Here is a 25,841-nt window from a genome sequence, read left to right as displayed (position 1 = left end):
CAACAAAAAGGCCGGCGGGTGAAAACCTGCCGGCCTTTGATCTTAGTTGGTTTCGCGGCTTAACGCTTGGAAACCGGAACGTAATCGCGCTTGCCGGCGCCTGTGTAGAGCTGGCGCGGACGGCCGATACGCTGCTGCGGATCTTCGATCATTTCGTTCCACTGCGCGATCCAGCCGACGGTGCGGGCGAGAGCGAAGAGAACGGTGAACATGGTCGTGGGGAAGCCGAGCGCCTTCAGCGTGATGCCCGAATAGAAGTCGACATTCGGGTAAAGCTTCTTTTCGACGAAGTAGGGGTCAGAAAGGGCGATCTTTTCCAGTTCCAGCGCGACCTGCATGATCGGATCGTCGGAATTGCCGGTGGCTTCCAGCACTTCGTACATCGTCTTCTGCATGATCTTGGCGCGCGGGTCGTAGTTCTTGTAGACGCGGTGGCCAAAGCCCATCAGGCGGAACGGATCGTTCTTGTCCTTGGCGCGGGCGATATATTCCGGAATACGGTCAACCGTGCCGATTTCGTTGAGCATGTTGAGCGCCGCTTCATTGGCGCCGCCGTGAGCCGGACCCCAGAGGCAGGCGATGCCAGCCGCAATACAGGCGAACGGATTTGCACCCGACGAACCGGCAAGACGCACCGTGGAGGTGGAGGCGTTCTGCTCGTGATCGGCATGCAGGATGAAGATGCGGTCCATGGCGCGGGCCAGAACCGGATCCACCTTGTAGTCCTCGCACGGCACGGCAAAGCACATGTGCAGGAAGTTGGAGGCGTAATCCAGATCGTTCTTTGGGTAAACGAAGGGCTGGCCGATATGGTACTTGTAGGCCATGGCGGCGATCGTCGGCATCTTCGCGATCATGCGCAGCGAAGCGACCATGCGCTGGTGCGGATCGGTGATGTCGGTCGAGTCGTGATAGAAGGCCGAGAGAGCGCCGACCGTGCCGCACATGACGGCCATCGGATGCGCATCGCGACGATAGCCGGTGAAGAAGCGGCTCATCTGCTCGTGCACCATGGTGTGGCGCGTGACGCGGGTGTCGAAATCCTTCTTCTGTGCAGCCGTCGGCAGTTCGCCGTAAAGCAGCAGGTAGCAGGTTTCCAGGAAGTCGCCCTGTTCAGCCAGCTGCTCGATGGGGAAACCACGATGCAGGAGAACGCCCTCGTCACCGTCGATATAGGTGATCTTGGATTCGCAGGAGGCCGTCGACGTGAAACCCGGGTCGTAGGTGAAGGAGCCCGTGTGCTTGTAGAGCGTGGCGATGTCGACGACGCTCGGTCCAATCGTGCCTTCCCTAACCGGGAGTTCCACCTGCTTTTCGCCAAGTGTCACTGTAGCGCTTTTTTCCGTCATACTGATCCTCCGAGAACATGCGGGTGGAGGCGTTGAGACACGCCTCGCGGTTAAGCGTCTACCGATTAGCTATATGATCCTGGCGCCGATGCCAAGCTATCCAAAGGTCAAATTGTGCATTGCGGCAAACGCAATCGCGTTGCTTTTCACTTTATCGATCATGGCAATTCAATCTCGGTCAACGCAGGGTTAAAGGAAAGCATTGCAATCCCTCGCGTCCACCTGCAAACCTGTTTCCGGTGCGGCAGGGGCGCGGCGCAGATTGCTTGGTCAAGGGGAAAAACAGCATTTCGGATATGCCGAAACGATGCAGGGCGGCTTGCCCGGCACGGCGGATATCCTGTCACCGCTGCGCCGGACCGGCGAGGTCGCGACATATGATTTGCCTGCCCTTGTCAGCAGGCCGAAACCGCAAACTGCCATTATCCAGAAAATCACCACCTGCCTCGCCGAGGAACGCGCATTCGGCCATGATTTTCTTTTCGTGCCTGTTTTCATCGGATGCGGAGCGATCCTCTGGTTTTCACTGGATGCAGCACCTTCATTGCCGCTTCTCATTATTCTTTTTTTGCTCGCCGCCGGCCTGGCATGCGCCACCCGATATCGCGCGACCCCGGCAGCCACGGCCTGCAGCATTGTCGCGCTGCTGTTGCTGGGCATGCTTTTTGCCGAATTCGAAACGCGGCGGGCAGGGACCGTGGTGCTGGATACGCCCGTCACCACCACCATATCAGGAACGGTGATACGCCGGGAGGTCGATGCCCGCGGCGACTGGCGGTATGTGGTGCAACTGGCTGCGACCGAAGCGCCGACAGTGTCACGCCCTCCGGCAAAGGTCTCTTTGCTGGCCCGCGGCGGCGGCGAGCCGGCGGCACTCGGTGCGACCATCCGCGGCAAGGCACGGCTGTCGCCGCCATCCGGTCCGGCCTTGCCCGGTCTCAATGATTTCGCCTTTGCCTCCTATTTCAGGGGCATCGGCGCGACCGGCTTTTTTTATAAGCCGCCGCAGACGGTAACGGCTCCTGATATCGACGCAAAAGAGGACTGGCTGGAATGGGCCGATATGCGGCTTTACGGCCTGCGCATCGCCATTGCCGAGCGCATCCGCAACACCATCGGTGGTGATGCCGGCGCGTTTGCCGCCTCCATCGTCACCGATGAGAGACAGGCCATATCGGCCGGGACGATGGAAGCCCTGCGTCTTTCCGGCCTTGCCCATATCGTCGCCATATCCGGGCTCAACATGGCGCTGGCCTCAGGCATATTCTTTGTTGGACTGAGGCTCGCTTTCAGCCTGTTTCCGGCCTTTGCCCAGCGCTGGCCGGTGAAGAAGATATCCGCTTTTGCGGCGCTCCTGATGACGCTCGCCTATTACCTGATTTCCGGTTTTGCCGTCTCTGCCGAACGTGCCTGGCTGATGATGTCGGTGATGCTGATTGCGGTGCTGTTCGATCAGCCGTCGCTTAGCCTCAGGAATGTTGCGCTGTCCGCTCTGGTCATTCTCGCTCTGTCTCCCTCGGAAATCATGGGGCCGAGCTTCCAGATGTCCTTTGCCGCGACGATCGCGCTTGTTGCCGCCTATGCCGCCTGGAGCCGCTGGCGCACCGACCGGGAGCGTCTGTTCATCGGGCGCAAACCGGCGTGGATGACGGTGGCGGAAACGGCGGGCACCATCATCGGCGGTGTTATCACCACGTCGCTGATCGGCGGGCTTTCGACGGCGATCTATTCGGTCGAACATTTTCAGCGTGTCACCACCTATGGACTTTTCGCCAATCTGGCAGCCATGCCGCTGATGTCACTGGTCGTCATGCCCTTCGGCCTCATCGCCATGCTGTTGATGCCCTTCGGGCTCGATGCGCCCTTCCTGAAGGTCATGGGGTACGGCATGGCACTTGTCATAGAGGTTGCGCAGGAGGTGGCGTCCTGGGGCGGCAGCGCCGCCACCGGGCGGCCGCATGGCTGGTTCATCGGCATCGCCTCGGCGGGTTTTCTGTTGCTGACCTTGCTGCGCAGCCGGCTGGCGCTTCTTGGAATTCCGCCTCTGTTCCTCGCCTTCGGCCTCTCCGGAGCCGTCGCCCAACGCAGTCTGCCTGATCTGCTTATCCATGAGGAAGGCAAGCTGGTGGCGCTTCTGGACGAGGGCAAGGTCTACACCACAAAAACGCGGCCGCAGGGCTTCATCTATGATCAGTGGCAGAGGGCATTGCTGCTGCCTGAGAAACCGCTCTCGCCTGTCCTTATCAAGACGGGGATTTCCACAACCACCGTTGCTCTCAGCTCAAAATCGAAGCTGGCGCCGGAAGACATGAAGGCCGTGGCGCGGGAGATGACGGCCACGCTGAGAGATGCCTCGTCCGGCGTCTTCACCTGCAGGACAGGCGTCTGGTGTGTGGCGCGTGCGAGAAGCGGCGAATTTATCATAGTGCTGGAAGACGGCCGGTTTGCGGGGAAAGCCTGTGACATCGCAGATATCGTCATCGTTTCCCGCAGAACCTCGTTTACGCAGTGCCGCTCGGGAGCCTTGCTGCTCAATCGCGACGTACTGAGGCGCATCGGCTCTGTGGAGATAAATTTCGCCGGCAGCGATCAAGCGGGCGTCGTTGGACGGATACGCGCGGCGACCGCAGGCACCGACAGGCCGTGGAGCGAACATCGCTTCTACGACTGGAAGAGCGGCCGTTTTGACCGTGACGTACCTGAGGCCGTCACCCGGTTGCTGGCGGCATCGCAATGAGTGCCGCCAGCATGTTTTGTCAGGCCTTGACGCGCAGATCCGCGGTCAATTCGCCAATGCCGCCGATCTCCTCTTCGTGTGGCAGATCACGCCAGATTTCCTTCAGTCCGGCCTCGTACCATTCGCGCATTGCGGGTAGGGCGAGCAGCCGGTCGCAATAGGCCTTCGCCGCCGGTGAAAGATCGGCGCCATAGGTCTGGAAGCGGAACGCCACCGGGCAGAAGAAGGCGTCGACCGCCGTGAATTTCTGACCGGCGAGAAACGGTCCGCCGAATTTTGTGAGGCCTTCGCTCCAAAGCGCATCGACGCGCTTTATATCGGCCGCAAGCCCGGCATCGTCGGCTTTGGGTTTTACCCGGATACCGACCGACATGGGGTAGAGATTACGCAGTGAGGAAAACCCCGCATGCATTTCGCTCGCCGCCGAGCGAGACCAGGCCCGTGCGTGCTTGTCGCTTGCCCAGACGCCCTGATGTCTCTCGGCCAGATATTCGGCGATAGACAGCGTTTCCCAGATCGTCACGCCCTCATCAACAAGGCAGGGCACCTTGCCGGTCGGCGAAAAGCTGGAGAAGGAAACACCTTCACCGAACGGAACGAGTTTTTCATCAAAGGCGATGCCGAGCGTGCGCATCAAAACCCAGGGCCGCAGCGACCATGAGGAATAGTTTTTGTTGGCAATATAAAGATCGTACATGGCGTTTTCCCCGATAGGACGCACATTTCTATACCTGCGAAGGGGCCTTGGAATATCGCAAAGAATCCATGGCTCCCATAACGCCAATTGATGAACGGATCGTCGTGCACGACCGCATTTCGCAGCGACGAGCGCCTTTGCCAATTTCACAAAGAAAAGGCGCATCAATTCAACGGAACGACGCGCCATTCATTTCGAAAGCCAAATCGGTCGCCTCTGAAAACCAATTCGGTTTCAGTGATACCGGCGGCAGCCTCCAGCTATCAATGGTAACGGCGGATCAACCCCACCAGCTTGCCTTGGATTTTCACCCGATCCGGTCCGAAAATGCGAGTCTCGTAGGCCGGGTTCGCCGCTTCCAGCGCGATGGACGCACCCTTGCGGCGGAAGCGCTTCAGCGTGGCTTCCTCATCATCCACCAGTGCCACGACGATATCGCCCGGATTGGCGGTGTTGCCGTTGCGGATGATGACGGTATCGCCATCAAAAATGCCGGCCTCGATCATCGAATCGCCTTTGACCTCAAGCGCGTAATGCTCGCCCGAACCCAGCATGTCCACCGGCACGGCTACATCATGGGTATTGTTCTGGATGGCGGAAATCGGCACACCGGCAGCGATACGACCCATGACGGGAACGCTGGCGGCTCCAGCGAAATCATTGGCGGGCGCCTTCACGGCAGGCGCCGGTTCCGGCTCCTTCGGTTTTCCCAGGCTACCTTCGATGACGCTCGGCGAAAAGCCGCGCTGCGGCCTTGCACCCGGGGTGTAAGCCTCGGGCAGCTTGATGACTTCCAGCGCGCGCGCCCTATTAGGTAGCCGGCGAATAAACCCGCGCTCTTCGAGTGCGGTAATCAGCCGGTGGATGCCGGATTTGGAAGCAAGATCGAGTGCGTCCTTCATTTCATCGAAGGAGGGCGGCACGCCGGACTCTTTCATTCTTTCATGAATGAAGAGAAGCAATTCCTGCTGTTTGCGCGTGAGCATGAGGAAAACACCCTTAAGAATCGTCGTTGAAGTCGCGAAACAAATACAGAACGAACACTATATGTTCCATATGTGTTCCGCAATCCCCTAAAATTTCGTGAAGGATGCATCTCGGATCGTGATTCAATCTTGGAAACCATGAACAGAGCAGGCACGATGACGTTGATGGCATTGTGAATGGACGCCGGTCGCGGATTCCGATCGATGAAATTGTCGTGGAAATGTTTCCACGTCGGATCACGACCGAGGAGCCGAAACCGTCTGAACGCGCCGAAGCAACGCAGAGTGATGACCCTCTCCGTTGCTTCTTTTATTCGCATTGAAGTGGCAGCCCCGTGGCGCGGGTCCGGTGACTGCGTTTGCCAGACCTGCTCTCCCAATGGATGACTGGCTATTTGACGCCGTTGGACAGGAAGGCCTGCAGCTCGGGCGTTTGCGGCTGCTCGAACAGCTGTTTCGAAGCGCCCATTTCCCAGATCTTGCCCTGGTGCATGAAGACGGTCACATTTGCGACACTGCGGGCAAAGCTCATTTCATGGGTCACCAGCAACATCGTCATGCCCTCTCGCGCCAGCTGTTCCATGACCAGAAGCACTTCTCCCGTCAGTTCGGGATCGAGAGCGGATGTCACCTCGTCGAACAGCATGACTTTTGGCCGCATCGCCAGCGAGCGGGCGATGGCCACGCGCTGCTGCTGTCCGCCTGACAACATGTCCGGATAGGCGTCGAATTTTTCCGCCAGCCCCACCTGCGCCAGCACCTTGCGCGCCAGCGCATCGGCATCAGCTCCGGCGACATCCTGCGTTATCTTCGGAGACAGCATGATGTTTTCGCCGACGGTCAGATGCGGAAAGAGATTATAACTCTGGAAGACGATGCCGACGTCCTTGCGCAACTGTCTGAGCTTGGTCTGGTCCTGCTCCACCCTGTGTCCCGCGGCGGTGATACTGCCGGACTGAAACTCTTCGAGACCGTTGATGCAGCGCAGCATCGTGCTCTTGCCGGAGCCGCTGCGCCCGATGATGGCGACCACCTGTCCCGCCTCGACATTCAGCGATACACCCTTCAGAACTTCAAGGGCGCCATAACGCTTGTGCACCTGATCAATTGTTACGACCGACATGGAGAACCCTTTCGAGATGGCGGCTGAGGCGCGATAGCGGGAAGCAGATCGCGAAATAAAGAAGGGCGACGACGAAGAACACCTGGAAGGGTCTGAACGTCGCATTGTTGACGAGCTGGCCCGCGCGCGAAAGTTCCACGAAGCCCACCACGGATACGATGGAGGTGTTCTTGACGAGCTGGACAAGGAACCCCACCGTCGGAGGCAGGGAAAGCCGCAGCGCCTGCGGCAGGATGACGTAACGGTATTGCTGGAAACGCGTGAGCGCCAGCGAGGCCGAGGCTTCCCATTGCTGCTTTGGCACCGCCTGAATGGAGCCGCGCCAGATTTCCGCCAGATAGGCCGAAACATAGACCGACAGGGACACCGATGCGGCGAGCAGCGGCGGTATTTCGAACCCGAACAGCGTCAACCCGTAATAGGACATGAACAGGATCATCAGCACCGGTATCGACTGGATGATGGTGATGTAACCTGCCGCGACACTGCGGACCGATCCGTATTGCGAAAGCCGCATGATGGCGAAGAAGCCGCCAGCCAGTGAGCCGATGCTGAAGGCGATGGCGGTCAGGACGATGGACCAGCCGGCCGCACGAAGCAGGAAAAGAAATTCAGGCCAACCGAATGAGGACATCAGGCAATTCCTTCCTTGACGGTGGGCAGGACCTTGACGCGGCGGCGGAACAGCCAGTGACCGAACCATGCGAGGATGATTTTCAGCGCCAGCGCGAGAAGGAGGTAGATGATGGTGACGACGATATAGGTCTCGAAGCTTCGAAACGTCCGCTGCTCGATGATCGAAGCCGCACCGGAGAGCTCGGGTACCGAGATGAAGGAGCAGATGCTCGATGCCAGAAGCATCAGCACGAACTGGCTGGAGAGTGCCGGCCATATTTTTGCAAAGGCCGGTTTCATCACCACGTAACGAAATACCTGAAGGCGGCTGAGTGAAAGCGACAGGCCCGCCTCGACCTGTGAGCGGTGTATGGACTCCACCCCGGCGCGAATGATCTCCGTCGCATAGGCCGAAAGGTTGAGCGTCATGGCAAAGAGCGCTGCCTGTGTTCCGGACATGCGAAAGCCCACGAGCGGCAGTCCGAAGAAGACCATGAAGAGCTGGACGAGAAACGGCGTATTCCTGAGCAGTTCGACATAGGAATCGACACCGAAGCGGATGGCTCCGTTGCCGAGACTGCGCATGGCGACCAGCGCCACGGCGATCATCGTGCCGAGGACGATAGCGGTTGCCGAAAGACCTATCGTCAACAGGATGCCGCGCCAGATCAGATCCGATTCGGCAAACACGGCCTCGAAGTGAAGTGAAAAATTCATGCTGGCTCCTCCCGAATAAGCTGTTCCGGCGCGCCTGTGGAAGGGCGCGCCGGAGTTTTGCCGTCCGATCAGAATGTCGGGAGAACGGGCAGGGGCGTGCCGACCCATTTGCGGGCAATCGCGTCCAGCTCTCCATTCTGCTTGATGTAATAGATTGTATTGTTCAGCCACTGATGCAGGTCGACGGCATCCTTGCGAACGGTCATCGAGTTCGGCTGCATGGAGAAGAAGAATTTCATCTCCGTCGTCGTATCGCCGCGCAGCTTGATGGCTGCGTTGGCCTGCGCATCCGGCCCGGCGATCGCCTGCACCTGACCCGAGAAAAGAGCCTGCATGGTCGTCGCATCATCATCAAAGCGCAGGATCGTCAGGCCAAGTTCTTTCTCGCGGTTGACGAATTCGCGCTCGACGCTCGATCCGCGATTGACCCCGACAGTCATGCCTTTCAGGTCTTCCCATTTTTCAATCTTGGTATCCTTGTGAGAATAGATCCCCACCTGGAAGGCGCTGTAGGGGTTGGTGAACATCACCGCCTTGGCGCGCTCCGGCGTCGGCGCCAGCGTCGCGACAAGGAAGTCCACCTTGCCGGATTCCAGAGCCGGAATGCGTGATGGCGGCGTCAGCTGGACCATGGTGACCGGTACGCCGAGATATTTACCGACAAGTGTCGCGACATCGGCATCATACCCGACCGGATTTCCCTGCGCGTCCACAGAGCCGAAGGGCGGCGCACCCACCAGCACGCCGATCTTCACCGAGCCGCGCTTGACGATGTCATCGACGCTCTGTGCATTGGCCGAAAAACCGGTGAAGATACCGGCACAAACCGCGATCGCGGCAGCGACGGATTTAAAAGACTGAAAGATGCTCATCACTCTCTCCCTGGTTGATTGAGCTGTGGTTTATGGCCGGCTCCTCCCGGCCATGCGGTGATCTGCTATTCAGACGCGGTGCGGACGATGTTGATGCAGTCTTGCCCCTTCAGCCGCCGATTGATGTTTTCCGCGATCGTCTGCTGACGCCGCCGCACCGTTCCACTGGTCCAGCCGGACATGTGCGGCGTCATGATGATGTTATCGAGTTGATTGAATGGCAGTGCGGACGGTTGTTTCGTCGGCGCGTCTGGTGACGGATAGGCGTACCATGTGTCGATGACCGCGCCGCCGATGGTCCCGCCCTTCAGCGCGTCATAAAGCGCCTGCTCGTCTATGGTCGGGCCGCGCCCGACATTGATGATGACGGCACCGGATTTCATCGCGGCGAATGCCTCCGCATCGACGATCCCGCGTGTCGTGTCCGTTAGTGGTACGGAGACGACGATGAAATCTGCGGTCGGCCAGAATTCGTTGAGCTGATCCAGAGCGAAGGAGCGGTCAACCAGATCCGACGGTTCCACGCGGCTGCGATTGGCGACGCTGACCTGCATTCCGAACGCCTTCGCGCGGATGGCAATGGCCTTCCCGATATGACCGAATCCGAGAAGACCGACAGTCTTTCCTGAAATTTCGTCGTGCAGGCGCTCCGCTGAACCGGACCAGTAGGCCCATTGGCCGGCGCGCAATTTGTTGTCGGCATCGCGCAACGGAACATGGCGGTTCAGAATGGCTGAAAACACATATTCGGCAATCGCGGGATCATGGCCAAAGCAGTTACAGACAACGGCACTTCTCGGCAGCAGATCGAGATTGACGGCGTCATAACCGGCACCGGGAACATGAAACAGCGTCAGTCTCTCCGGCGTCGGCAACGATGCATCAAATTTGACGCCGACGATGATATCGGCGTTGCGATAGGCGTCGCGGTCTTCCTCTGTGACGAGTTGATCCGGCAGCAGAGCGATTTCCGCGCCGCCATCCACCAGGCTTGTGAAGTCATCGCTGAAACATGCGGCATTTTCGCCGTGAAAAACGATCCGTTTTGACATGTCTATTCTCCCCGCTGCGGATATTTCTGGAGATTGAAAAATGGTTGCGCTGGTGCAGGTCGGGTCACGATCACGATCGGATCCGCTCGCCCGTCACGGTCGAAAACAGGATGGCCTGATCGGGATCGATCGTCAGCGAAACCTCCTGCCGCAGTGAAAGCGTGCAATATCCGGGAACGGTCACCATCACCGCATCCATATCGCCGTCCTCGTCATGCGCCGTGCGGCCGTCTTTGAGGCGAACGGCGATGATCGAATCTGCGCCGATATGTTCGACCATCACGACCTCGCCCCGCAGAGAGGCCTCGGTCGGCTCCGTCGTCAGGGAGAGGGCGTTTGGCCGGATGCCCAGCAGCACGGTGGAAGCCGTCTCCGACTGTGGCGCATCCACCCGGATCGGGGTTGAACCGACGAAGAGGCCATCCGGCTTTTTATCAGTGACGATCAGGTTCATCGGCGGCGTGCCGATGAAGCGGGCGACATAGGTATTGGCCGGATCGGTATAGATTTCGCGCGCCGTTCCGAATTGCTGGATGATGCCGTCGCGCATCAGGGCGATTTTTGTGCCCATGGTCATGGCTTCGACCTGGTCATGCGTCACGTAGACGAAGGTTCCACCGATCTCCTGGTGCAGGCGTGAAATCTCCGAACGCATTGACGTTCGAAGCTTGGCGTCCAGATTGGAGAGCGGCTCGTCCATCAGGAACACTTCCGGTTCCCGCACCATGGCCCGCCCGAGGGCGACGCGCTGGCGCTGTCCGCCGGAGAGCGTGCGCGGGAAACGGTCGAGCATCTCCGTCAGTCCGAGGATTTTTGCGATCCTGGCGACCTTTTCGACAACTGCAGGTGATTTCTCGATCCGGCGTTTAGCCATGCCGCCGATGACCGGCAGGTGGTGCCACCAGCGAAACTGCTGCATCAACAGCGGGAAGGACATGTTCCTGCGCACGGAAAGATGCGGGTAAAGCGCGTAGGACTGAAACACGAAGGCGATATCGCGCTCGCCGGGCGGCAATTGATCGACGCGCCTGCCGCCGATCAGGATTTCCCCGCCGGAAATGCTTTCAAGGCCTGCGAGCATACGCAAGAGCGTGGATTTGCCGCAGCCCGAAGGACCGAGAAGGACGAGGAAATCTCCCTCTTCGATCGAGACATTGATGTCGCGAATGACTTCCTTCGCACCGAATTTCTTTGAGATATTATTGAGTTCAATAGCGGGCATCTGGTTTTCCTGTCAGCCTTTGACGCTGCCAGCGGTCATTCCGGCGACCACGTAGCGTTGGGCAAAGAGGTAAAAGACGATGGCGGGCAGGGTGTAGATCACCCCCACTGCCATGACGGAATGGATGGGGGTGGAGAGTTCGCCGACAAAACTGGCGAGCCCGACGGAAGCCGTCCTGAGGTTTTCACTGCTGATCAGGGTCTGCGCGAAGACATATTCGTTCCAGCCGTGGAAAAAAGAGATAACGGCGGCGGCAGCGAGCGTTGGCGTAATCAGCGGAATGATGATGCCGAGCACAATATCGAGACGCGAGCAGCCATCGACCCTTGCCGCTTCTTCGATCTCTATCGGAATGCCGTCGATCGCACCCTTGATGATCCAAGTAATGACAGGCACCACGAAAGCGGTGTTTGCCAGCACAAGGCCAGGGATCGTATTGAGCAGGTTGAGATCGCCGAATATCGAATAGAGCGGCACGACAAGCATGGCTTCCGGCAGCATCTGCGTCGCAAACAATGCGAAGCCAAGTATCGCAAGTCCTGCAAACCGGAAGCGGGAAAGGGCGTAAGCCGGCAGGACGGCAAGCAGGATGCTGAGGACGGTGGTGCCTGTGGCGACCAGAAAGCTGTTCTTCAGCCATGTCGTCACCGGAATGGTATCGAAAACCTCGAGATAGATTCCAAGCTGCGACCAGTCGGGCACGAGCCGCGGAAAGGGCGCGAAGAGTTCCGAGGACGGCGTCATGGACGTGACGAACATCCAGTAGATCGGAAAAGCCGCAAAGCCGAGCATGAAGAGGACGGCAAGGATACGGACGTAGTGGGCGTTGCCGGTGGTATTCATCAACGCTTCCCCTGTGCCTGTTCAGTCATCCGGGTGACCTTGAAATAGATGACGGTGACCAGAAGCGCGATCGACAGGCCGATCATGCCGATGGAGGCCGCTGATCCGAGATCGCGATAGACGAAACCCTGGCGATAAAGCTCGATGACGAGCGTGTTGGTCGCGCCGATCGGGCCGCCCTGCGTCATCAGCCAGATTAGGTCGAAGCGGCGCAGCGACCAGATGGTGACGAACAGCGTCAGCATCAGCACGGTCGGCTGAATGGTCGGCCATGTGGCGGTCTTGAAGATGTTGAGCCGGTCAGCGCCATCGATGACGGCAGCCTCCTTGAGCTCATGCGGCACGCCCTGCAGCGCCGCAAGGATTACCACGGAAGAGAAGGGAAATATCTGCCAGACGGTGGTGAGCAGGATAGCCGGTAGGGCGAGGTTTGGATCGTCGAGCCAGTTCTCACCGCCGAAGGGAAGGCCGAGGCCGGTGAGAACCCGGTTGAAAATGCCGTATTGTGAATTGAATATCCAGGTGAACACCAGCGCGACGGCAACGGACGGCGCGGCCCAGGGAACGGTGATGAGCGCCCGGGCGATACCCCGGCCGAAAAAAGGTGAATCGAGCAGCATTGCCGAACCGAGGCCCGTGCCGATCGCAAAGATCACGCAGGCGACGGTATAGATCGCCGTGATCCACAGCACCTTCCACAATTCGCCATCCTCGATCAGGAAGGAATAATTCTCGATACCGACGAACCGGTTGACGTTGGGCGTCAGCAGGTCGGTGGCGGTGAAGCTCATGAAGAACTGCTGGACCAGCGGATAAAACTGAAACAGCAGTAGATAGATGCCGACCGGTGCGGCGAAGAGATAAGGAGTCAACGGATGACCGTCGAGCCTTGCTCTTGCGAACTGGGCACGTTTCATAACTGACCTCGAGGGAAATAGAGCCGGGGTTGCGGAGGCCGTTCAGGCAGCCTCCGCATCGATTTCAGCGAAGCACGCGCCGCTCCACCAGCGTTTGGGCGCGATCCATGGCGTCCTTTGGATCGGCGTTTTCGAGAAGGACCTTCAACACCTGCTCGAGCACGATCTGCTGGATTTCGGGCGTCTTGCCCTCATGTCCCATCACAAGCTGCGGAAGGGCATTCTGCATCTGGCCTTCATAGACCTTCAGCCATGGCCGCTTCGCCTGCTCTTCGGCAGACATGTCGATCTTGGTGCCGACACCCGTCCCCATGGCTGCCTGAAGACCTTTCTGGTTTTCGGGGGAATAGGCCCATTTGATGAAGGCGCCCGCCGCATCCTTGTGTTTCGTGTTGGCGTTGACCACGAGGGCCGTCATGATGAGGCCTTGGGCCTTGTCCGGGAAAGGCGAGGGTGCTGCGGCGAAATTGAGCTGCGGGGCGTTCTGGTTGAAGATTGCCGCCACGCCGCCATTATCGACATTCATGGCGATCTTGCCTTCCCAGAACATGCGGCGATAGGTGGCCGCGTCAGCGCCGCGTGGCGTCACAGAGGCATCATAAACCTGCTTGTAGGCGGTAACGCCCTTGATGACGTCAGGGCTATTGAGCGTGAGCTTGCCGTCCTTGTCGCTCCAGCGACCGCCAAATCCGAAGACGTAGTTGCAGAGATCCTGCCAGAAACCGGCGCGCTCCGCCATCGTGGCGCGGTAGGCATAACCATAAACGCCGTCCTTGGTTTTCTCCTTGGCGGCCGACAGGAAGCTTTCGAAATCCTTCGGTGGTTCCGGCAGGATGTCCTTGTTGTACAGCAGCGCATAACCCGTCGTGTCGAACAGCAGACCGTAACGGACGTCCTTCACCTTCATGAAGCGGTCCGGCCCCAGGAAGTCGTGATCCTTGTCGCTGATCAGATCATCGAGCGGCAGCAGGCGCCCGGATGGAATGGCAGCGAAGAAATCGGTCTGGTCGAAGCGCACGAGGTCCGGTCCACCGCCGCCACCCATCTGGGTGAAGACGGTGTTGGCGAGGCTGGAAAACGGAATTGCGATGGGTTCAACTTCGACCTTGTCCTGACTTTCGTTGAACTTCTGGATCCAGGCCTTGACCCGGTCGCCACGTCCGGCTTCCGCAAAAACCGCGGCGGCGAAGGTGATCTTGTCCTTGGCCAGCGCAGGGGCTGCCCAGGATGCAAGCGCCGTCGCCATTGTGGCCGCAATCAAGGATTTTACGATATTGCTCATCCATGCTCCTCCCTGAGCTTTTTTGTGGCGCCTCCCGAGCGCCATAAGTCATTGTAAAATATGTATTTCAGAAATCTTTCTTCATGGCGGCCGGATAGTGGGCATCCAATGGCGCCGCTGTTTCAAATCTTGAAAATCGGTTCGATACTGCAATCCAGCAGGCGAGGGTCTATGCCCGTTTCCATTTCATCGAACATGGAATCGACGAAGCCGACCAAGGCGTCCGTTGCGGCAAGCGCCGTGTCCAGATGGCGGTTCGCGACGGCATTCAGGACCGAAAGATGGCAGTCGACTGTCTGCGTCAGGTCGGATTTTCCATGTGTCACCGTGTGGTGAATGAAGCCGATGCGCCGATAGATCGTGTGCAGCGGCCGCAGGGTATGTTCGAGGAAGGGTTCGTTCGCCGCCGCCAGCAATATCTGGTCAATCCGACGGTCGAGCAGGTTGAATTCGCTGAGCGTGATCTGCTCCCGCCGTTCACGCAGGGCACGTTCAATATGCAGCATCTGATTGCGATGGGAGAGGCTTGCCCGTTCCACCGCCAGCCGCATGACGAAGCGTTCCATGTCCCGGCGAAGCTGTAGCAGCAGGCGCTCACGCGCTAGATCGATGGGCGCGACCCTGAGGCCGTGGCGGGGCAGCACCACCAGCAGCGTATCGGCGGCAAGACGGCTGACGGCATTATGAACCGGCGTCCGGCCCAGCCCCGTCGCATCCTGCAATTCCTGCAATGTCAGTTGCCGGCCGGGCTTCAGCTCGCAATTGATCAGCAGTTCCTCGATGCGCTCATAAGCGAGATCGAAGAAGTTGACGCGGTTTGCGCGCTTCGGCTTTTCGCCGTCTTTTACCAATTCCGGCTTTGTCTGCTTGCGTGCCATCTCCGGTCTCCTCCCGTCGCGGTCAACGAACTCAGTACATAAATCGGTATAAAACATGTTGTGAAATTTTACAAGCAACATTATTGTCCTGATCGAGACTGGCTGGGAGGCTGGTCAGTCAATCGGGAGACGCGACCGAGGTGGGCGCGCGGAGGAGCTAATGAAGATTACGTCTGTCGAAACTTTGCGGACCGAGGAGTTCTCAAATGTGCTTTGGGTGCGCATCCACACCGATGCCGGGGTGATCGGGCTGGGTGAGACCTTCTATGGCGCAGGCGCGGTCGAGGCTCATATCCATGATGTGCTCGCCGGTCGCCTGCTTGGCCGCGACCCGATGCGGATTGAGGCGCATTCCCGCGAACTGGTGAATCTGCCGATGGCGCAGGCCTCGACTGGCGCCGAATATCGTGCGGCTTCGGCGATCGATCTGGCGCTGTGGGATATTTTCGGCAAGGTCTGCAACCAGCCGGTCCATCAGATGCTGGGCGGCCTCTGCCACGATCGTATTCCCGTCTACAATACCTGCGCCGGTTACGGTTATGTTCGGTCCAACAAGATCAAGCCGGTCGATACCTGGAATTTTCGCGACGATGCCGAAGGCCCCTATGAAGATCTCAAGGCTTTCATGACGGATGCGGGCGCGCTTGCCGAAAACCTGCTGGAGCAGGGCATTTCGGCGATGAAAATCTGGCCATTCGATCCCGCGGCCATCGAAAACGACGGACGCTATATCACCAGCGAGCAGTTGCGCGCAGCCCTTTTGCCGTTCGAGCAGATACGCAAATGTGTGGGTGACCGCATGCAAATCATGGTGGAGTTTCACAGCCTCTGGAACCTGCCGACGATCAAGAAAATCGCCCGCGAACTCGAGGCTTTCGACCCGACATGGTACGAGGACCCGATACGGATGAATTCGGTATCCGCCCTTTCGGAACTGGCCGCCTCCACCAGCGTGCCGATCTGTGCCTCGGAAACGCTCGGTTCCCGCTTCCCCTACAAGGACATGCTGGAAGCCGGTGCGATCGGCATCGTCATGACTGACCTCGTCTGGACCGGCGGCCTGACCGAAGGCCGCAAGATTGCCGCGCTGGCTGATACCTATCATCGCCCCTACGCGCCGCATGATTGCACCGGGCCTGTCGCCTATGCCGCGGCCGTTCATTCCTCTTTTTCGCAGACCAACACCATGATCCAGGAGTCGGTGCGCGCTTTTTATACCGGCTGGTATAGCGAGCTGGTGACAAATCTGCCTGTCATCGAAAACGGCTTCGTGCTGCCGATGGAAGGACCCGGCCTCGGCACCGAATTGCTGCCCAAGGTCTTCGAGCGGCCGGACCTGACGGTCCGCGTCAGCACGCTGTGAGGAGGGCATCATGATCAATCAGACCATCTTCGATCTCTCCGGGCGCACGGCGCTTGTTACCGGTTCTTCACGCGGCCTCGGCCGCGCAATGGCGGAAGGACTTGCCGTTGCAGGGGCACGCATCCTCATCAACGGCACCGATCCGTCACGTGTCGCGCAAACGGTAGAGGAGTTTCGCAATGCCGGCCATGATGCCGAGGCGGTCGCCTTTGACGTCACCTCCGAAAACGCAATCATTGAGGCTTTCGCCAGGCTTGATGAGCAGGGGATAGACGTCGACATTCTCGTCAACAATGCCGGCATCCAGTTCCGCAAACCGATGATCGAGCTGGAGACGGCGGACTGGCAGCGGGTGATCGACACCAACCTCACAAGCGCCTTCATGATCGGCCGTGAGGCTGCAAAACGGATGATCCCGCGGGGATATGGCAAGATCGTCAATATCGGCTCGCTGACCAGCGAACTGGCCCGCGCAACGGTGGCGCCCTACACCGTGGCCAAGGGCGGCATCAAGATGCTGACCCGCACCATGGCGGCGGAGTGGGCGCAATATGGCATACAGGCCAACGCCATCGGCCCCGGCTACATGCTGACCGACATGAATCAGGCGCTGATCGACAATCCGGAATTCGACGCCTGGGTGAAGGCGCGCACGCCTGCGAAACGCTGGGGCAAGCCGCAGGAACTCGTCGGAACTGCTGTGTTCCTCTCTGCTTCGGCCTCCGACTACGTCAATGGCCAGATAATCTATGTCGACGGCGGAATGCTGTCGGTTCTTTAGGACCGCTGCCATCCTTGATGCCAACAGAAATTGACGGGAGGAGACGCGCATGCGCGGAATCGTCATTCATGCAGCAAAAGACCTGCGGGTAGAGGAAATTGCTGGCCAGCCACTTGCCGCGGACGAGGTGCGGGTGGCTGTTGCCGTCGGCGGAATTTGCGGCTCGGATCTGCATTATTATAACCATGGCGGCTTCGGCACGGTGCGCGTTCGCGAGCCGATGGCGCTCGGTCATGAGTTTGCCGGCACGGTGGCTGAGGTGGGCAGTTCCGTTTCGCATCTCGTGCCCGGCATGCGCGTGGCCGTCAATCCGAGCCTGCCTTGCGGCACCTGCCGCTATTGCGGTGAGGGCATGCAGAATCAGTGCCTGGACATGCGCTTCATGGGTAGCGCCATGCGCTCCCCCCATGTTCAGGGCGGTTTCCGTGAAATCGTGACGGTCCATTCGACGCAGCCGGTACCGATTGCCGACGGGCTTTCCATGGGTGAGGCAGCGATGGCCGAGCCTTTGGCCGTGTGCCTCCATGCCGCGCGTCAGGCCGGATCGCTTCTGGGCAAGACGGTGCTGATAACCGGCGCCGGACCGATCGGCATGCTGAGCCTGCTTGTTGCCCGTCTTGCCGGAGCGGCGCATATCGTCGTTACAGATGTCGCCGACGCACCGCTCGATCTGGCGCGCCGTATCGGCGCGGATGAAGCCGTCAACATCCTGCGCGATGTCGGCCTGCTTGAGAAATACCGATTTGAAAAAGGCGTCTTCGACGTCCTGTTCGAAGCTTCCGGCAATCAGGCGGCTCTGGTCCCGGCGCTGGATCTGCTCCGACCGGGCGGCGTGATCGTCCAGCTCGGGCTCGGTGGCGACTTTACCATTCCGATGAACCTCATCGTTGCAAAAGAGCTGCAGCTGCGCGGAACGTTCCGCTTCCACGAGGAGTTTGCGCAGGCGGTGAACATGATGGGACGCGGCCTGATCGATGTTAAGCCTTTGATCAGTGCCACATTGCCGTTCGATCAGGTCCGGGAGGCCTTCGATATTGCCGGTGACCGCGCAAAAAGCATGAAAGTGCAGCTTGCCTTCAGTGGAGCAGCCTGATGAAGCCCGTTATCGTCAGGCCGCTGACGGCGGAGGCCTTCGCGCCATTCGGCTCGGTCGCCGATATATCTTCACTCGATCAGCTGGCGTCACTAACGCATGCCTATGAGGGGACCGGCGACGCAAAAACGCCCGTGCTTCAACTCGTACAGGCGAAGGCAATGCCTGGCGCGCGATTCATCTCGCAAATGGAAATACATCCATTCTCCAGCCAGACTTTTTTGCCGCTCGACCAGTCGTCATCTCTGATCGTGGTCTGCGAGGCCGGTGAAGACGGGACGCCGGATGAAACCACCTTCCAGGCCTTTCTGGCAGGCCCCAGCCAGATCGTCACCTATCGTTGCGGTGTCATGCACCACAGGCTGACACCGCTTGCGCCTTCCGGCATATTTGCCATGACGATGTGGCAGACGGGACGTGGTGGAGACACCGTCCTTTACCCGCTGCAAACGCCTGTATCGGTGGATATGTCCAACATTTCTTCGTGAATTTTTGCCCGGGATACGCGCAATATCCGGGATAGACAATTTGCATTCCTGGCGTCGTTCGTGCTTTTGTCTGCCGCAACAGTCCGGTCCAGCGCCGGACGCGGGCCGAAGGGACGGAAATCATGGATGACAAGCGAAGCGTCGATCATCTTGTCCTGCCGGTGCGGGATCTCGGTATCGCGGCTCGCCGACTTCAATCTCTCGGCTTCACGGTCGCGCCACCGGCTCTCCATCCATTCGGCACGCAAAACGCCTGTGTTTTCTTTCAGGATGGAACCTATATCGAGCCGCTGGCGATTGCTGAGCCAGCTAAGTATATTGCGTCGATAGAGAAGGGCGATGTCTTCACCGGAAGGGATCAGGCGTTCAGAAAGCATCATGGCGATGACGGTTTTTCGGCTCTCGTCGCCAAAACAGGCGACGCTACTGCCGATCATCAACGCTTCGTCGCGGCGGGCCTGTCCGCCGGCGATCTTTTTGAATTTTCGCGGCCGGTTCAGATGCCGGACGGTTCGCGCAGCGAAGCGGCATTCCGGCTGGCTTTTGCGGCAAGCGGGGCGGCGGCGGATTTTTTCCTGTTCGGCTGCCAGCGGCTGAAGGCTTTGCCGGGTGACCGCACGATGCTCGAGCGGCACGCCAACGCTGTCACGGGGCTCCGCGAAATCGTGCTGTTTTCCGGCGGAGATGCGAAAGCGGCTCGTCTGATCGAAACGGTCTTCGCCTGTGAGACAATGATGTCTCCAGATGGAGATATGATTTTCGCAACCGGCAATGCTTGCATCCGATTGACCAAAAAGCCGGCCTTCGCCAGCCTTGACCTAGTTGCTTCAAATCGAGGAGACGGCGGGCTGCGCGGCGTGGGCGTCGTCTTCTCCGTCGACGATCTTGCCGTGACAGCGGCAGTACTTGCTGCTAATGGCGTTTCGAGCATGGAAGCGGGCGGCCGTCTGGTGGTGCCCGCAGCACCCGGTCAGGGCGTCGCCTTCGCCTTCGAGGAAATATGATGAGCGTTACCAACAATCTCAAAGTCACCGCCGGCGATGGCGCCAGCAAGGTTTCCTTCTGCAACAGCGAACGTTTTTCGCTGATCGCCGGCCCCTGCCAGATGGAAAGCCGCGACCATGCCTTCATGATCGCCGGCGTGCTCAAGGAGCTGTGCGATAGTCTGGGTATCGGCCTCGTTTACAAATCCTCCTTCGACAAGGCGAACCGCACTTCGCTTTCCGGCAAGCGCGGCATCGGCCTGGACAGCGCGATGGAGATTTTCGCCGATCTCAAGAAGGAATTCGGCTTTCCGGTTCTGAGCGACATTCATACCGAGGAACAATGCGCCATCGTGTCCGAAGTGGTTGATGTGTTGCAGATCCCGGCCTTCCTCAGCCGGCAGACCGATCTTCTCGTCGCCGCCGCGAAAACCGGCCGCGTCATCAATGTCAAGAAGGGCCAGTTCCTCGCCCCCTGGGACATGAAGAACGTGCTGGCCAAGCTGAATGAGAGCGGCAATCCGAATGTGCTCCTGTGCGAGCGCGGCGCCTCCTTCGGTTACAACACGCTTGTTTCCGACATGCGCTCCTTGCCGATCATGGCTTCACTCGGTGCGCCTGTTGTCTTTGACGCCACGCATTCGGTTCAGCAGCCGGGCGGGCAGGGCGGCTCAACGGGCGGCCAGCGTGAATTCGTCGAGACTTTGGCGCGCGCGGCGGTGGCTGTCGGCGTTGCCGGCCTCTTCATCGAAACCCATGAGGACCCGGACAATGCGCCTTCCGATGGCCCCAACATGGTCCACCTGAAAGACATGCCGAAACTGCTGGAAAAGCTCCTCGCCTTCGACGCCATCACCAAAGCCTGAGGGGCCGGCGCGGTTTGTGCCAATCGATTTTAAATGGCGGGCGGGCCGTTTCTACCGTCCGCCGTCATTGTAATTTCTTCGTCATCGTCTAAGACAGGCGACGGAAAATATCTGTTCCATTCCCAAGGGAGAGACCATGACTGCCATTACCGATATCATCGCGCGCGAAATCCTCGACAGCCGCGGCAACCCGACCGTTGAAGTCGATGTTTACCTCGAAGACGGCTCCATGGGCCGTGCGGCCGTTCCTTCGGGCGCTTCCACCGGCGCGCATGAGGCGGTTGAACTGCGCGATGGCGGCAAGCGCTATCTCGGCAAGGGCGTGGAAAAGGCGGTTGAAGCCGTCAATACCGAAATCTTCGATGCCATCGGCGGTTTCGACGCTGAAAACCAGATCCAGATCGACCAGATGATGATCGCGCTTGACGGCACGCCGAACAAGTCGCGCATCGGCGCCAACGCCATCCTCGGCGTTTCGCTTGCTGTCGCCAAGGCTGCTGCCGAAGCCTCCGGCCTGCCGCTTTACCGTTATGTCGGTGGCCCGAACGCGCATCTGCTGCCGGTTCCGATGATGAACATCATCAATGGCGGCGCGCATGCCGATAACCCGATCGATTTCCAGGAATTCATGATCCTGCCGGTTGGCGCGGAAAACATCCGTGAAGCCGTGCGCATGGGCTCGGAAGTGTTCCATACGCTCAAAAAAGAACTGTCCGCACAGGGCCACAACACCAATGTCGGTGATGAGGGCGGTTTTGCACCGGGTCTCGAAAGCGCGCCTGCTGCTCTCGATTTCATCATGAAGTCGATCGAAAAGGCTGGCTACCGTCCGGGCGACGACATGTTCATCGGTCTCGACTGTGCTGCGACCGAATTCTTCAAGAACGGCAACTACGTTTATGAAGGCGAAGGCAAGACCCGTTCGCCGATCGAGCAGGCCGAATATCTGGCCGAACTCGTTGCCAAGTATCCGATCATCTCCGTCGAAGACGGCATGGCTGAAGACGACTGGGACGGCTGGAAGGCTCTGACCGATCTCATCGGCAACAAGTGCCAGCTGGTGGGCGACGATCTCTTCGTCACCAATTCCGCCCGCCTTCGCGATGGTATCAAGATGGGTGTCGCAAACTCCATCCTCGTCAAGGTCAACCAGATCGGCTCGCTCTCTGAGACGCTCGATGCGGTCGAAACCGCGCACAAGGCCGGCTACACCGCCGTCATGTCGCACCGTTCGGGTGAGACGGAAGACTCCACCATCGCCGATCTCGCTGTTGCGACGAACTGCGGTCAGATCAAGACCGGCTCGCTTGCCCGTTCCGACCGGCTCGCAAAGTACAACCAGCTGATCCGCATTGAGGAAATGCTCGGCCCGCAGGCTGCCTACGCCGGCCGTTCGATCCTGCGCGGGTAACATGTGTTCTCGGGGCGGTAGAGCCCCGCTGACCGGTTGACCGAGGTTGACAACAGGTCTGGCAACACATTCGACGTCATCCTCGGCCTTGTGCCGAGGATCTGCCAATGTCCCACCAACTTGAGACGTTGCAGATGCTCGGGACAAGCCCGAGTATGACGGAGGAGAGATTAAAGGACTTCGTCAGCAGTTTGAGCCCGCCCTCCGGCGGGCTTTTTCATGCCGATCCGCCGATCATAATTTAAGGTCAACGGATAGTTAAACAATCCGGCTTAGTCTCAGAATCACGTTGTGCGTTTTAGGGCTTCTCTCCGGCATGTGGACCAGACATCATAAAAAAAGACGATTCGGCCGTTTGATCGTTCCGGCCATCACGATCGCTTTTCTTTCCTATTTCGGTTATCATTCCATCCATGGTGACTTTGGCCTTCAGGCGACGGAACGGCTGGAGCGGCAGCGTATTACCCGGACGGCTGAGCTCGCAAAGCTGACGCAGGCGCGTGTGGCGCTGGAGCGGCAGGTGGAATTGCTGAGCGATGGCTCGCTGGAGCGGGACATGATCGATGAAATTTCCCGTTACCAGCTGAATATGTCCCGCACGGACGAAATCGTCATCATGAACACATATTTCTAATTAACCTAAATCAAGTTAATTTAACATTTTTTATTTATTCACAGCATCTTAGCGTGAATATGTGCCATGCGTTTAAAGCATTGCTGCATGGCATTTTCTTGCATATGGTACGCGCCACTCTATCCATTCAAACGGCAACTCAGGGAGGGATGAATGGCGCCGCGAAAACCAGCGACCGTATCCGGCCGCAAGACCACGGCAAAGTCCGCAACCGAATTCACCGGCAAGAACAGCCCGGACTTCTCGAAGGACGAAGAGCTTCACGCTTACCGTGAAATGCTTTTGATCCGCCGTTTCGAAGAAAAGGCAGGCCAGCTTTACGGCATGGGCTTCATCGGTGGTTTCTGTCACCTCTACATCGGCCAGGAAGCCGTCGTTGTCGGCATGCAGATGTCGCAGAAGGAAGGCGATCAGGTCATCACCGCTTACCGTGACCACGGCCACATGCTTGCTTTGGGCATGAGCGCGCGTGGCGTCATGGCCGAGTTGACCGGCCGCAAGGGTGGCCTGTCGAAAGGCAAGGGCGGCTCCATGCACATGTTCTCCAAGGAGAAACATTTTTACGGCGGCCACGGCATCGTTGGCGCGCAGGTTTCGCTTGGAACCGGTCTCGCCTTCGCCAACAAATATCGCGGCAACGACAATGTGTCCGTGACCTATTTCGGTGACGGCGCGGCAAATCAGGGCCAAGTCTACGAGAGCTTCAACATGGCTGCTCTCTGGAAGCTGCCGATCATCTATATCGTCGAGAACAACCGTTACGCCATGGGCACTTCGACCGCCCGCGCCACCGCCCAGTCGAACTATTCGCTGCGCGGCCAGTCCTTCGGCATTCCCGGCGTTCAGGTGGATGGCATGGATGTGCGCGCCGTCAAGGCCGCCGCCGATCAGGCGCTGGAACATTGCCGTTCCGGCAAGGGTCCGATCATCCTGGAAATGCTGACCTACCGTTATCGTGGTCACTCCATGTCGGACCCGGCGAAATACCGCTCCAAGGACGAAGTGCAGAAGATGCGCTCCGAACATGACCCGATCGAGCAGGTCAAGGCACGGCTTCTGGACCATGGCTGGGCAAGTGAAGACGAATTGAAGGCCATCGACAAGGATGTCCGTGATATCGTTGCCGACAGCGCCGACTTCGCCCAGAACGACCCCGAGCCGGATGTATCCGAGCTCTACACCGACATTCTGCTCTGATCGGGAAAGGGAAACCCATGCCTGTAGAAATTCTTATGCCCGCCCTTTCCCCGACCATGGAGGAAGGCACGCTTTCCAAGTGGCTTAAAAAGGAAGGCGACAAGGTCACCTCCGGCGACGTGATTGCCGAGATCGAGACTGACAAGGCGACCATGGAAGTGGAGGCCGTGGACGAAGGCGTCATCGGCAAGTTGCTGATCGATGCCGGCACCGAAGGCGTCAAGGTCAATACGCCGATCGCCGTTCTCATCCAGGAAGGCGAAAGCGCCGACGACATCTCTTCCTCTGCCAAGAAGGAAGAGCCGAAGGCCGAAGCCGCAAATTCCGGTTCTGATGCCGCCGGCGGCAAGACCCGCGAAGCTGCCGAAGAGCCGAGCGCTGCCAAGGAAGCCGCAAAGGTTCCGGCAGCCCCGAAGATCGATGTCGCAGCCGATCCGGATATCCCGGAAGGTACGGAAATGGTGATGACGACGGTGCGTGAAGCACTGCGCGACGCCATGGCCGAAGAGATGCGCGCCGACGAAAAAGTTTTCGTCATGGGTGAAGAAGTCGCCGAATATCAGGGCGCATACAAGATCACTCAAGGGTTGCTGCAGGAATTTGGCGAGCGCCGCGTCATCGACACCCCGATCACCGAGCATGGTTTTGCCGGTATCGGCGTCGGCGCTGCGATGACGGGCCTGCGCCCCATCGTCGAATTCATGACCTTCAACTTCGCCATGCAGGCGATCGACCAGATCGTCAACTCGGCGGCAAAGACGCTTTACATGTCGGGCGGCCAGATGGGCGCACCGATGGTGTTCCGTGGTCCCTCGGGCGCTGCTGCCCGCGTTGGTGCGCAGCATTCGCAATGTTACGCCGCATGGTACAGCCATATTCCGGGCCTCAAGGTCGTCATGCCTTACACGGCAGCCGATGCCAAGGGTCTGCTGAAAGCGGCTATCCGCGATCCGAACCCGGTCATTTTCCTGGAAAATGAAATTCTCTACGGTCAGAGCTTCGAAGTGCCGAAGCTCGATGATTTCGTGCTGCCGATCGGCAAGGCGCGTATCCATCGCAAGGGCAAGGATGCGACCATCGTTTCCTTCGGTATCGGCATGACCTACGCGATCAAGGCGGTTGCGGAACTCGAAAAGCTCGGCATCGATGTTGAGCTGATCGATCTGCGCACCATCCGTCCGATGGACCTGCCGACCGTTATCGAATCGGTCAAGAAGACCGGTCGTCTGGTCACGGTCGAGGAAGGTTTCCCGCAGTCATCGGTCGGTGACTTCATCGCCAACCAGGTCATGCGCGCCGCTTTCGATTATCTCGATGCGCCGATCCTGACGATTGCCGGCAAGGATGTTCCGATGCCTTACGCGGCGAACCTCGAAAAGCTGGCTCTGCCCAACGTCGATGAAGTCGTTCAGGCTGTCAAAACCGTCTGCTACAAGTAAAGGAGGATTTTGTGAGCAAAATAAAACAAATCCTCCCGGCGCCGGAAAATTGGTATCGCGTTTTAGGTTCAAAAGGGGCGCCTCAGTTCGAGCGCGTCGTTTTTTGGGCTGTTATCAATGACGGCGAAGGCGATGTGATTGCCGGTGTCCCGCGCGAGTATATCGGCGTCATCGGCGCCGTGAGCGAATGGCTGAACGATGTCGCCGGATATATCGAAGTCTCGCCATCGCAGCTGGATCGGCTGGCGGAACATCCTGAAGAGCTGGAACAATATAATCTCGTTTGGGGGGACTAG

The 25,841-nt window shown here is 58.9% G+C and carries 25 protein-coding genes; 12 read left to right on the top strand and 13 right to left on the bottom strand.

Annotated features, from left to right (window positions below; genetic code table 11):
• Positions 1–59 precede the first annotated feature (59 nt).
• A complete protein-coding gene (gene gltA, locus O8B93_RS12725) occupies positions 60–1,349 on the bottom strand; it encodes a citrate synthase (protein WP_003502585.1) in 1,290 nt (429 codons plus the stop codon).
• Positions 1,350–1,656: 307 nt separating this feature from the next.
• On the opposite strand from gltA, the gene O8B93_RS12720 reads away from it, so the two are divergent.
• Positions 1,657–4,086, top strand: coding sequence for a ComEC/Rec2 family competence protein (locus O8B93_RS12720; protein WP_269710648.1), 2,430 nt, complete (start codon positions 1,657–1,659; stop codon positions 4,084–4,086).
• A 19-nt stretch (positions 4,087–4,105) separates the two neighbouring features.
• Here the strand turns inward: O8B93_RS12720 and O8B93_RS12715 are convergent, their stop codons facing one another.
• The 12 genes from O8B93_RS12715 to O8B93_RS12660 form a co-directional block, all read right to left on the bottom strand.
• Complete coding sequence (locus O8B93_RS12715; protein WP_269710375.1) at positions 4,106–4,783, bottom strand: glutathione S-transferase family protein; 678 nt, start codon at positions 4,781–4,783, stop codon at positions 4,106–4,108.
• Between the two features lie 263 nt (positions 4,784–5,046).
• Positions 5,047–5,769, bottom strand: coding sequence for a transcriptional repressor LexA (lexA, locus tag O8B93_RS12710; RefSeq protein ID WP_269710374.1), 723 nt, complete (start codon positions 5,767–5,769; stop codon positions 5,047–5,049).
• A gap of 391 nt (positions 5,770–6,160) precedes the next feature.
• Positions 6,161–6,892, bottom strand: coding sequence for an amino acid ABC transporter ATP-binding protein (locus O8B93_RS12705; RefSeq protein WP_269710373.1), 732 nt, complete (start codon positions 6,890–6,892; stop codon positions 6,161–6,163).
• Positions 6,873–7,526 carry an amino acid ABC transporter permease gene (locus O8B93_RS12700; protein WP_269710372.1) on the bottom strand — a complete coding sequence of 218 codons (654 nt, stop codon included), beginning with the start codon at positions 7,524–7,526 and terminating at the stop codon, positions 6,873–6,875. The genes O8B93_RS12705 and O8B93_RS12700 overlap by 20 nt, the downstream gene beginning before the upstream one ends.
• Positions 7,526–8,224, bottom strand: a complete 699-nt coding sequence (locus O8B93_RS12695) for an amino acid ABC transporter permease (RefSeq protein WP_269710371.1) — start codon at positions 8,222–8,224, stop codon at positions 7,526–7,528. The genes O8B93_RS12700 and O8B93_RS12695 overlap by 1 nt, the downstream gene beginning before the upstream one ends.
• A 68-nt stretch (positions 8,225–8,292) precedes the next feature.
• Positions 8,293–9,096, bottom strand: a complete 804-nt coding sequence (locus tag O8B93_RS12690) for a transporter substrate-binding domain-containing protein (protein ID WP_269710370.1) — start codon at positions 9,094–9,096, stop codon at positions 8,293–8,295.
• A 65-nt stretch (positions 9,097–9,161) separates the two neighbouring features.
• Complete coding sequence (locus O8B93_RS12685) at positions 9,162–10,148, bottom strand: 2-hydroxyacid dehydrogenase (protein WP_269710369.1); 987 nt, start codon at positions 10,146–10,148, stop codon at positions 9,162–9,164.
• Positions 10,149–10,218: 70 nt separating this feature from the next.
• Positions 10,219–11,370, bottom strand: a complete 1,152-nt coding sequence (locus O8B93_RS12680; protein WP_269710368.1) for an ABC transporter ATP-binding protein — start codon at positions 11,368–11,370, stop codon at positions 10,219–10,221.
• 12 nt (positions 11,371–11,382) lie between these two features.
• Positions 11,383–12,213 carry a carbohydrate ABC transporter permease gene (locus O8B93_RS12675; protein ID WP_269710367.1) on the bottom strand — a complete coding sequence of 277 codons (831 nt, stop codon included), beginning with the start codon at positions 12,211–12,213 and terminating at the stop codon, positions 11,383–11,385.
• Positions 12,213–13,130: a carbohydrate ABC transporter permease gene (locus O8B93_RS12670; RefSeq protein ID WP_269710366.1), complete on the bottom strand. Its 918-nt coding sequence runs from the start codon at positions 13,128–13,130 to the stop codon at positions 12,213–12,215. Before O8B93_RS12670 ends, O8B93_RS12675 begins: the two co-directional genes overlap by 1 nt.
• 64 nt (positions 13,131–13,194) lie before the next feature.
• Positions 13,195–14,412: an ABC transporter substrate-binding protein gene (locus O8B93_RS12665; RefSeq protein ID WP_269710365.1), complete on the bottom strand. Its 1,218-nt coding sequence runs from the start codon at positions 14,410–14,412 to the stop codon at positions 13,195–13,197.
• Between the two features lie 122 nt (positions 14,413–14,534).
• Positions 14,535–15,290 carry a GntR family transcriptional regulator gene (locus tag O8B93_RS12660; RefSeq protein ID WP_092769137.1) on the bottom strand — a complete coding sequence of 252 codons (756 nt, stop codon included), beginning with the start codon at positions 15,288–15,290 and terminating at the stop codon, positions 14,535–14,537.
• A 160-nt stretch (positions 15,291–15,450) separates the two neighbouring features.
• Between O8B93_RS12660 and O8B93_RS12655 the strand changes: the two genes are divergently transcribed.
• The 11 genes from O8B93_RS12655 to O8B93_RS12605 all read left to right on the top strand — a co-directional run bounded on the left by O8B93_RS12655 (position 15,451) and on the right by O8B93_RS12605 (position 25,841).
• On the top strand, positions 15,451–16,653 hold the full coding sequence (locus O8B93_RS12655; RefSeq protein ID WP_269710364.1) for a mandelate racemase/muconate lactonizing enzyme family protein: 1,203 nt from the start codon (positions 15,451–15,453) through the stop codon (positions 16,651–16,653).
• Positions 16,654–16,663: 10 nt separating this feature from the next.
• Entirely contained in the window at positions 16,664–17,434 is a 771-nt protein-coding gene (locus O8B93_RS12650) for an SDR family oxidoreductase (RefSeq protein ID WP_405049061.1), read from the top strand.
• A gap of 49 nt (positions 17,435–17,483) precedes the next feature.
• Positions 17,484–18,527, top strand: a complete 1,044-nt coding sequence (locus O8B93_RS12645) for an L-idonate 5-dehydrogenase (RefSeq protein WP_269710363.1) — start codon at positions 17,484–17,486, stop codon at positions 18,525–18,527.
• The gene (locus O8B93_RS12640) at positions 18,527–19,015 is read left to right on the top strand and encodes an ureidoglycolate lyase (protein WP_269710362.1); all 489 of its coding nucleotides are present in this window, start codon (positions 18,527–18,529) and stop codon (positions 19,013–19,015) included. Before O8B93_RS12645 ends, O8B93_RS12640 begins: the two co-directional genes overlap by 1 nt.
• Positions 19,016–19,137: 122 nt before the next feature.
• Positions 19,138–20,019 carry a VOC family protein gene (locus tag O8B93_RS12635; RefSeq protein ID WP_269710361.1) on the top strand — a complete coding sequence of 294 codons (882 nt, stop codon included), beginning with the start codon at positions 19,138–19,140 and terminating at the stop codon, positions 20,017–20,019.
• The gene (gene kdsA, locus O8B93_RS12630) at positions 20,019–20,864 is read left to right on the top strand and encodes a 3-deoxy-8-phosphooctulonate synthase (RefSeq protein ID WP_230057916.1); all 846 of its coding nucleotides are present in this window, start codon (positions 20,019–20,021) and stop codon (positions 20,862–20,864) included. Before O8B93_RS12635 ends, kdsA begins: the two co-directional genes overlap by 1 nt.
• 136 nt (positions 20,865–21,000) lie before the next feature.
• On the top strand, positions 21,001–22,275 hold the full coding sequence (gene eno / locus O8B93_RS12625) for a phosphopyruvate hydratase (protein ID WP_003512870.1): 1,275 nt from the start codon (positions 21,001–21,003) through the stop codon (positions 22,273–22,275).
• Positions 22,276–22,591: 316 nt separating this feature from the next.
• Positions 22,592–22,909 carry an FtsB family cell division protein gene (locus O8B93_RS12620; protein WP_004441601.1) on the top strand — a complete coding sequence of 106 codons (318 nt, stop codon included), beginning with the start codon at positions 22,592–22,594 and terminating at the stop codon, positions 22,907–22,909.
• 153 nt (positions 22,910–23,062) lie between these two features.
• Positions 23,063–24,106, top strand: a complete 1,044-nt coding sequence (gene pdhA / locus O8B93_RS12615) for a pyruvate dehydrogenase (acetyl-transferring) E1 component subunit alpha (RefSeq protein ID WP_174008359.1) — start codon at positions 23,063–23,065, stop codon at positions 24,104–24,106.
• A gap of 17 nt (positions 24,107–24,123) precedes the next feature.
• Complete coding sequence (locus tag O8B93_RS12610) at positions 24,124–25,545, top strand: pyruvate dehydrogenase complex E1 component subunit beta (RefSeq protein ID WP_269710360.1); 1,422 nt, start codon at positions 24,124–24,126, stop codon at positions 25,543–25,545.
• A gap of 11 nt (positions 25,546–25,556) precedes the next feature.
• On the top strand, positions 25,557–25,841 hold the full coding sequence (locus O8B93_RS12605) for a hypothetical protein (protein WP_269710359.1): 285 nt from the start codon (positions 25,557–25,559) through the stop codon (positions 25,839–25,841).

This window comes from Martinezella rhizogenes, assembly GCF_027460065.1.
Classification (GTDB): domain Bacteria; phylum Pseudomonadota; class Alphaproteobacteria; order Rhizobiales; family Rhizobiaceae; genus Agrobacterium; species Agrobacterium rhizogenes_C.
Note: the sequence above shows the minus strand (reverse complement) of the source record. Positions and strands in the feature narration are given on the sequence as shown.

Bases quoted from the DNA above. Each gene is read 5' to 3' on its own strand.
- O8B93_RS12680 (WP_269710368.1), bottom strand. From the start codon at position 11,370: ATGCCCGCTATTGAACTCAATAATATCTCAAAGAAATTCGGTGCGAAG.
- O8B93_RS12695 (WP_269710371.1), bottom strand. From the start codon at position 8,224: ATGAATTTTTCACTTCACTTCGAGGCCGTGTTTGCCGAATCGGATCTG.
- O8B93_RS12640 (WP_269710362.1), top strand. From the start codon at position 18,527: ATGAAGCCCGTTATCGTCAGGCCGCTGACGGCGGAGGCCTTCGCGCCA.
- gltA (WP_003502585.1), bottom strand. From the start codon at position 1,349: ATGACGGAAAAAAGCGCTACAGTGACACTTGGCGAAAAGCAGGTGGAA.
- O8B93_RS12690 (WP_269710370.1), bottom strand. From the start codon at position 9,096: ATGAGCATCTTTCAGTCTTTTAAATCCGTCGCTGCCGCGATCGCGGTT.
- eno (WP_003512870.1), top strand. From the start codon at position 21,001: ATGACTGCCATTACCGATATCATCGCGCGCGAAATCCTCGACAGCCGC.
- O8B93_RS12685 (WP_269710369.1), bottom strand. From the start codon at position 10,148: ATGTCAAAACGGATCGTTTTTCACGGCGAAAATGCCGCATGTTTCAGC.
- O8B93_RS12715 (WP_269710375.1), bottom strand. From the start codon at position 4,783: ATGTACGATCTTTATATTGCCAACAAAAACTATTCCTCATGGTCGCTG.
- O8B93_RS12700 (WP_269710372.1), bottom strand. From the start codon at position 7,526: ATGTCCTCATTCGGTTGGCCTGAATTTCTTTTCCTGCTTCGTGCGGCC.
- O8B93_RS12660 (WP_092769137.1), bottom strand. From the start codon at position 15,290: ATGGCACGCAAGCAGACAAAGCCGGAATTGGTAAAAGACGGCGAAAAG.
- O8B93_RS12645 (WP_269710363.1), top strand. From the start codon at position 17,484: ATGCGCGGAATCGTCATTCATGCAGCAAAAGACCTGCGGGTAGAGGAA.
- O8B93_RS12670 (WP_269710366.1), bottom strand. From the start codon at position 13,130: ATGAAACGTGCCCAGTTCGCAAGAGCAAGGCTCGACGGTCATCCGTTG.
- O8B93_RS12705 (WP_269710373.1), bottom strand. From the start codon at position 6,892: ATGTCGGTCGTAACAATTGATCAGGTGCACAAGCGTTATGGCGCCCTT.
- O8B93_RS12620 (WP_004441601.1), top strand. From the start codon at position 22,592: ATGTGGACCAGACATCATAAAAAAAGACGATTCGGCCGTTTGATCGTT.
- O8B93_RS12655 (WP_269710364.1), top strand. From the start codon at position 15,451: ATGAAGATTACGTCTGTCGAAACTTTGCGGACCGAGGAGTTCTCAAAT.
- lexA (WP_269710374.1), bottom strand. From the start codon at position 5,769: ATGCTCACGCGCAAACAGCAGGAATTGCTTCTCTTCATTCATGAAAGA.
- O8B93_RS12635 (WP_269710361.1), top strand. From the start codon at position 19,138: ATGGATGACAAGCGAAGCGTCGATCATCTTGTCCTGCCGGTGCGGGAT.
- O8B93_RS12675 (WP_269710367.1), bottom strand. From the start codon at position 12,213: ATGAATACCACCGGCAACGCCCACTACGTCCGTATCCTTGCCGTCCTC.
- O8B93_RS12650 (WP_405049061.1), top strand. From the start codon at position 16,664: ATGATCAATCAGACCATCTTCGATCTCTCCGGGCGCACGGCGCTTGTT.
- O8B93_RS12610 (WP_269710360.1), top strand. From the start codon at position 24,124: ATGCCTGTAGAAATTCTTATGCCCGCCCTTTCCCCGACCATGGAGGAA.
- pdhA (WP_174008359.1), top strand. From the start codon at position 23,063: ATGGCGCCGCGAAAACCAGCGACCGTATCCGGCCGCAAGACCACGGCA.
- kdsA (WP_230057916.1), top strand. From the start codon at position 20,019: ATGAGCGTTACCAACAATCTCAAAGTCACCGCCGGCGATGGCGCCAGC.
- O8B93_RS12720 (WP_269710648.1), top strand. From the start codon at position 1,657: ATGCAGGGCGGCTTGCCCGGCACGGCGGATATCCTGTCACCGCTGCGC.
- O8B93_RS12665 (WP_269710365.1), bottom strand. From the start codon at position 14,412: ATGAGCAATATCGTAAAATCCTTGATTGCGGCCACAATGGCGACGGCG.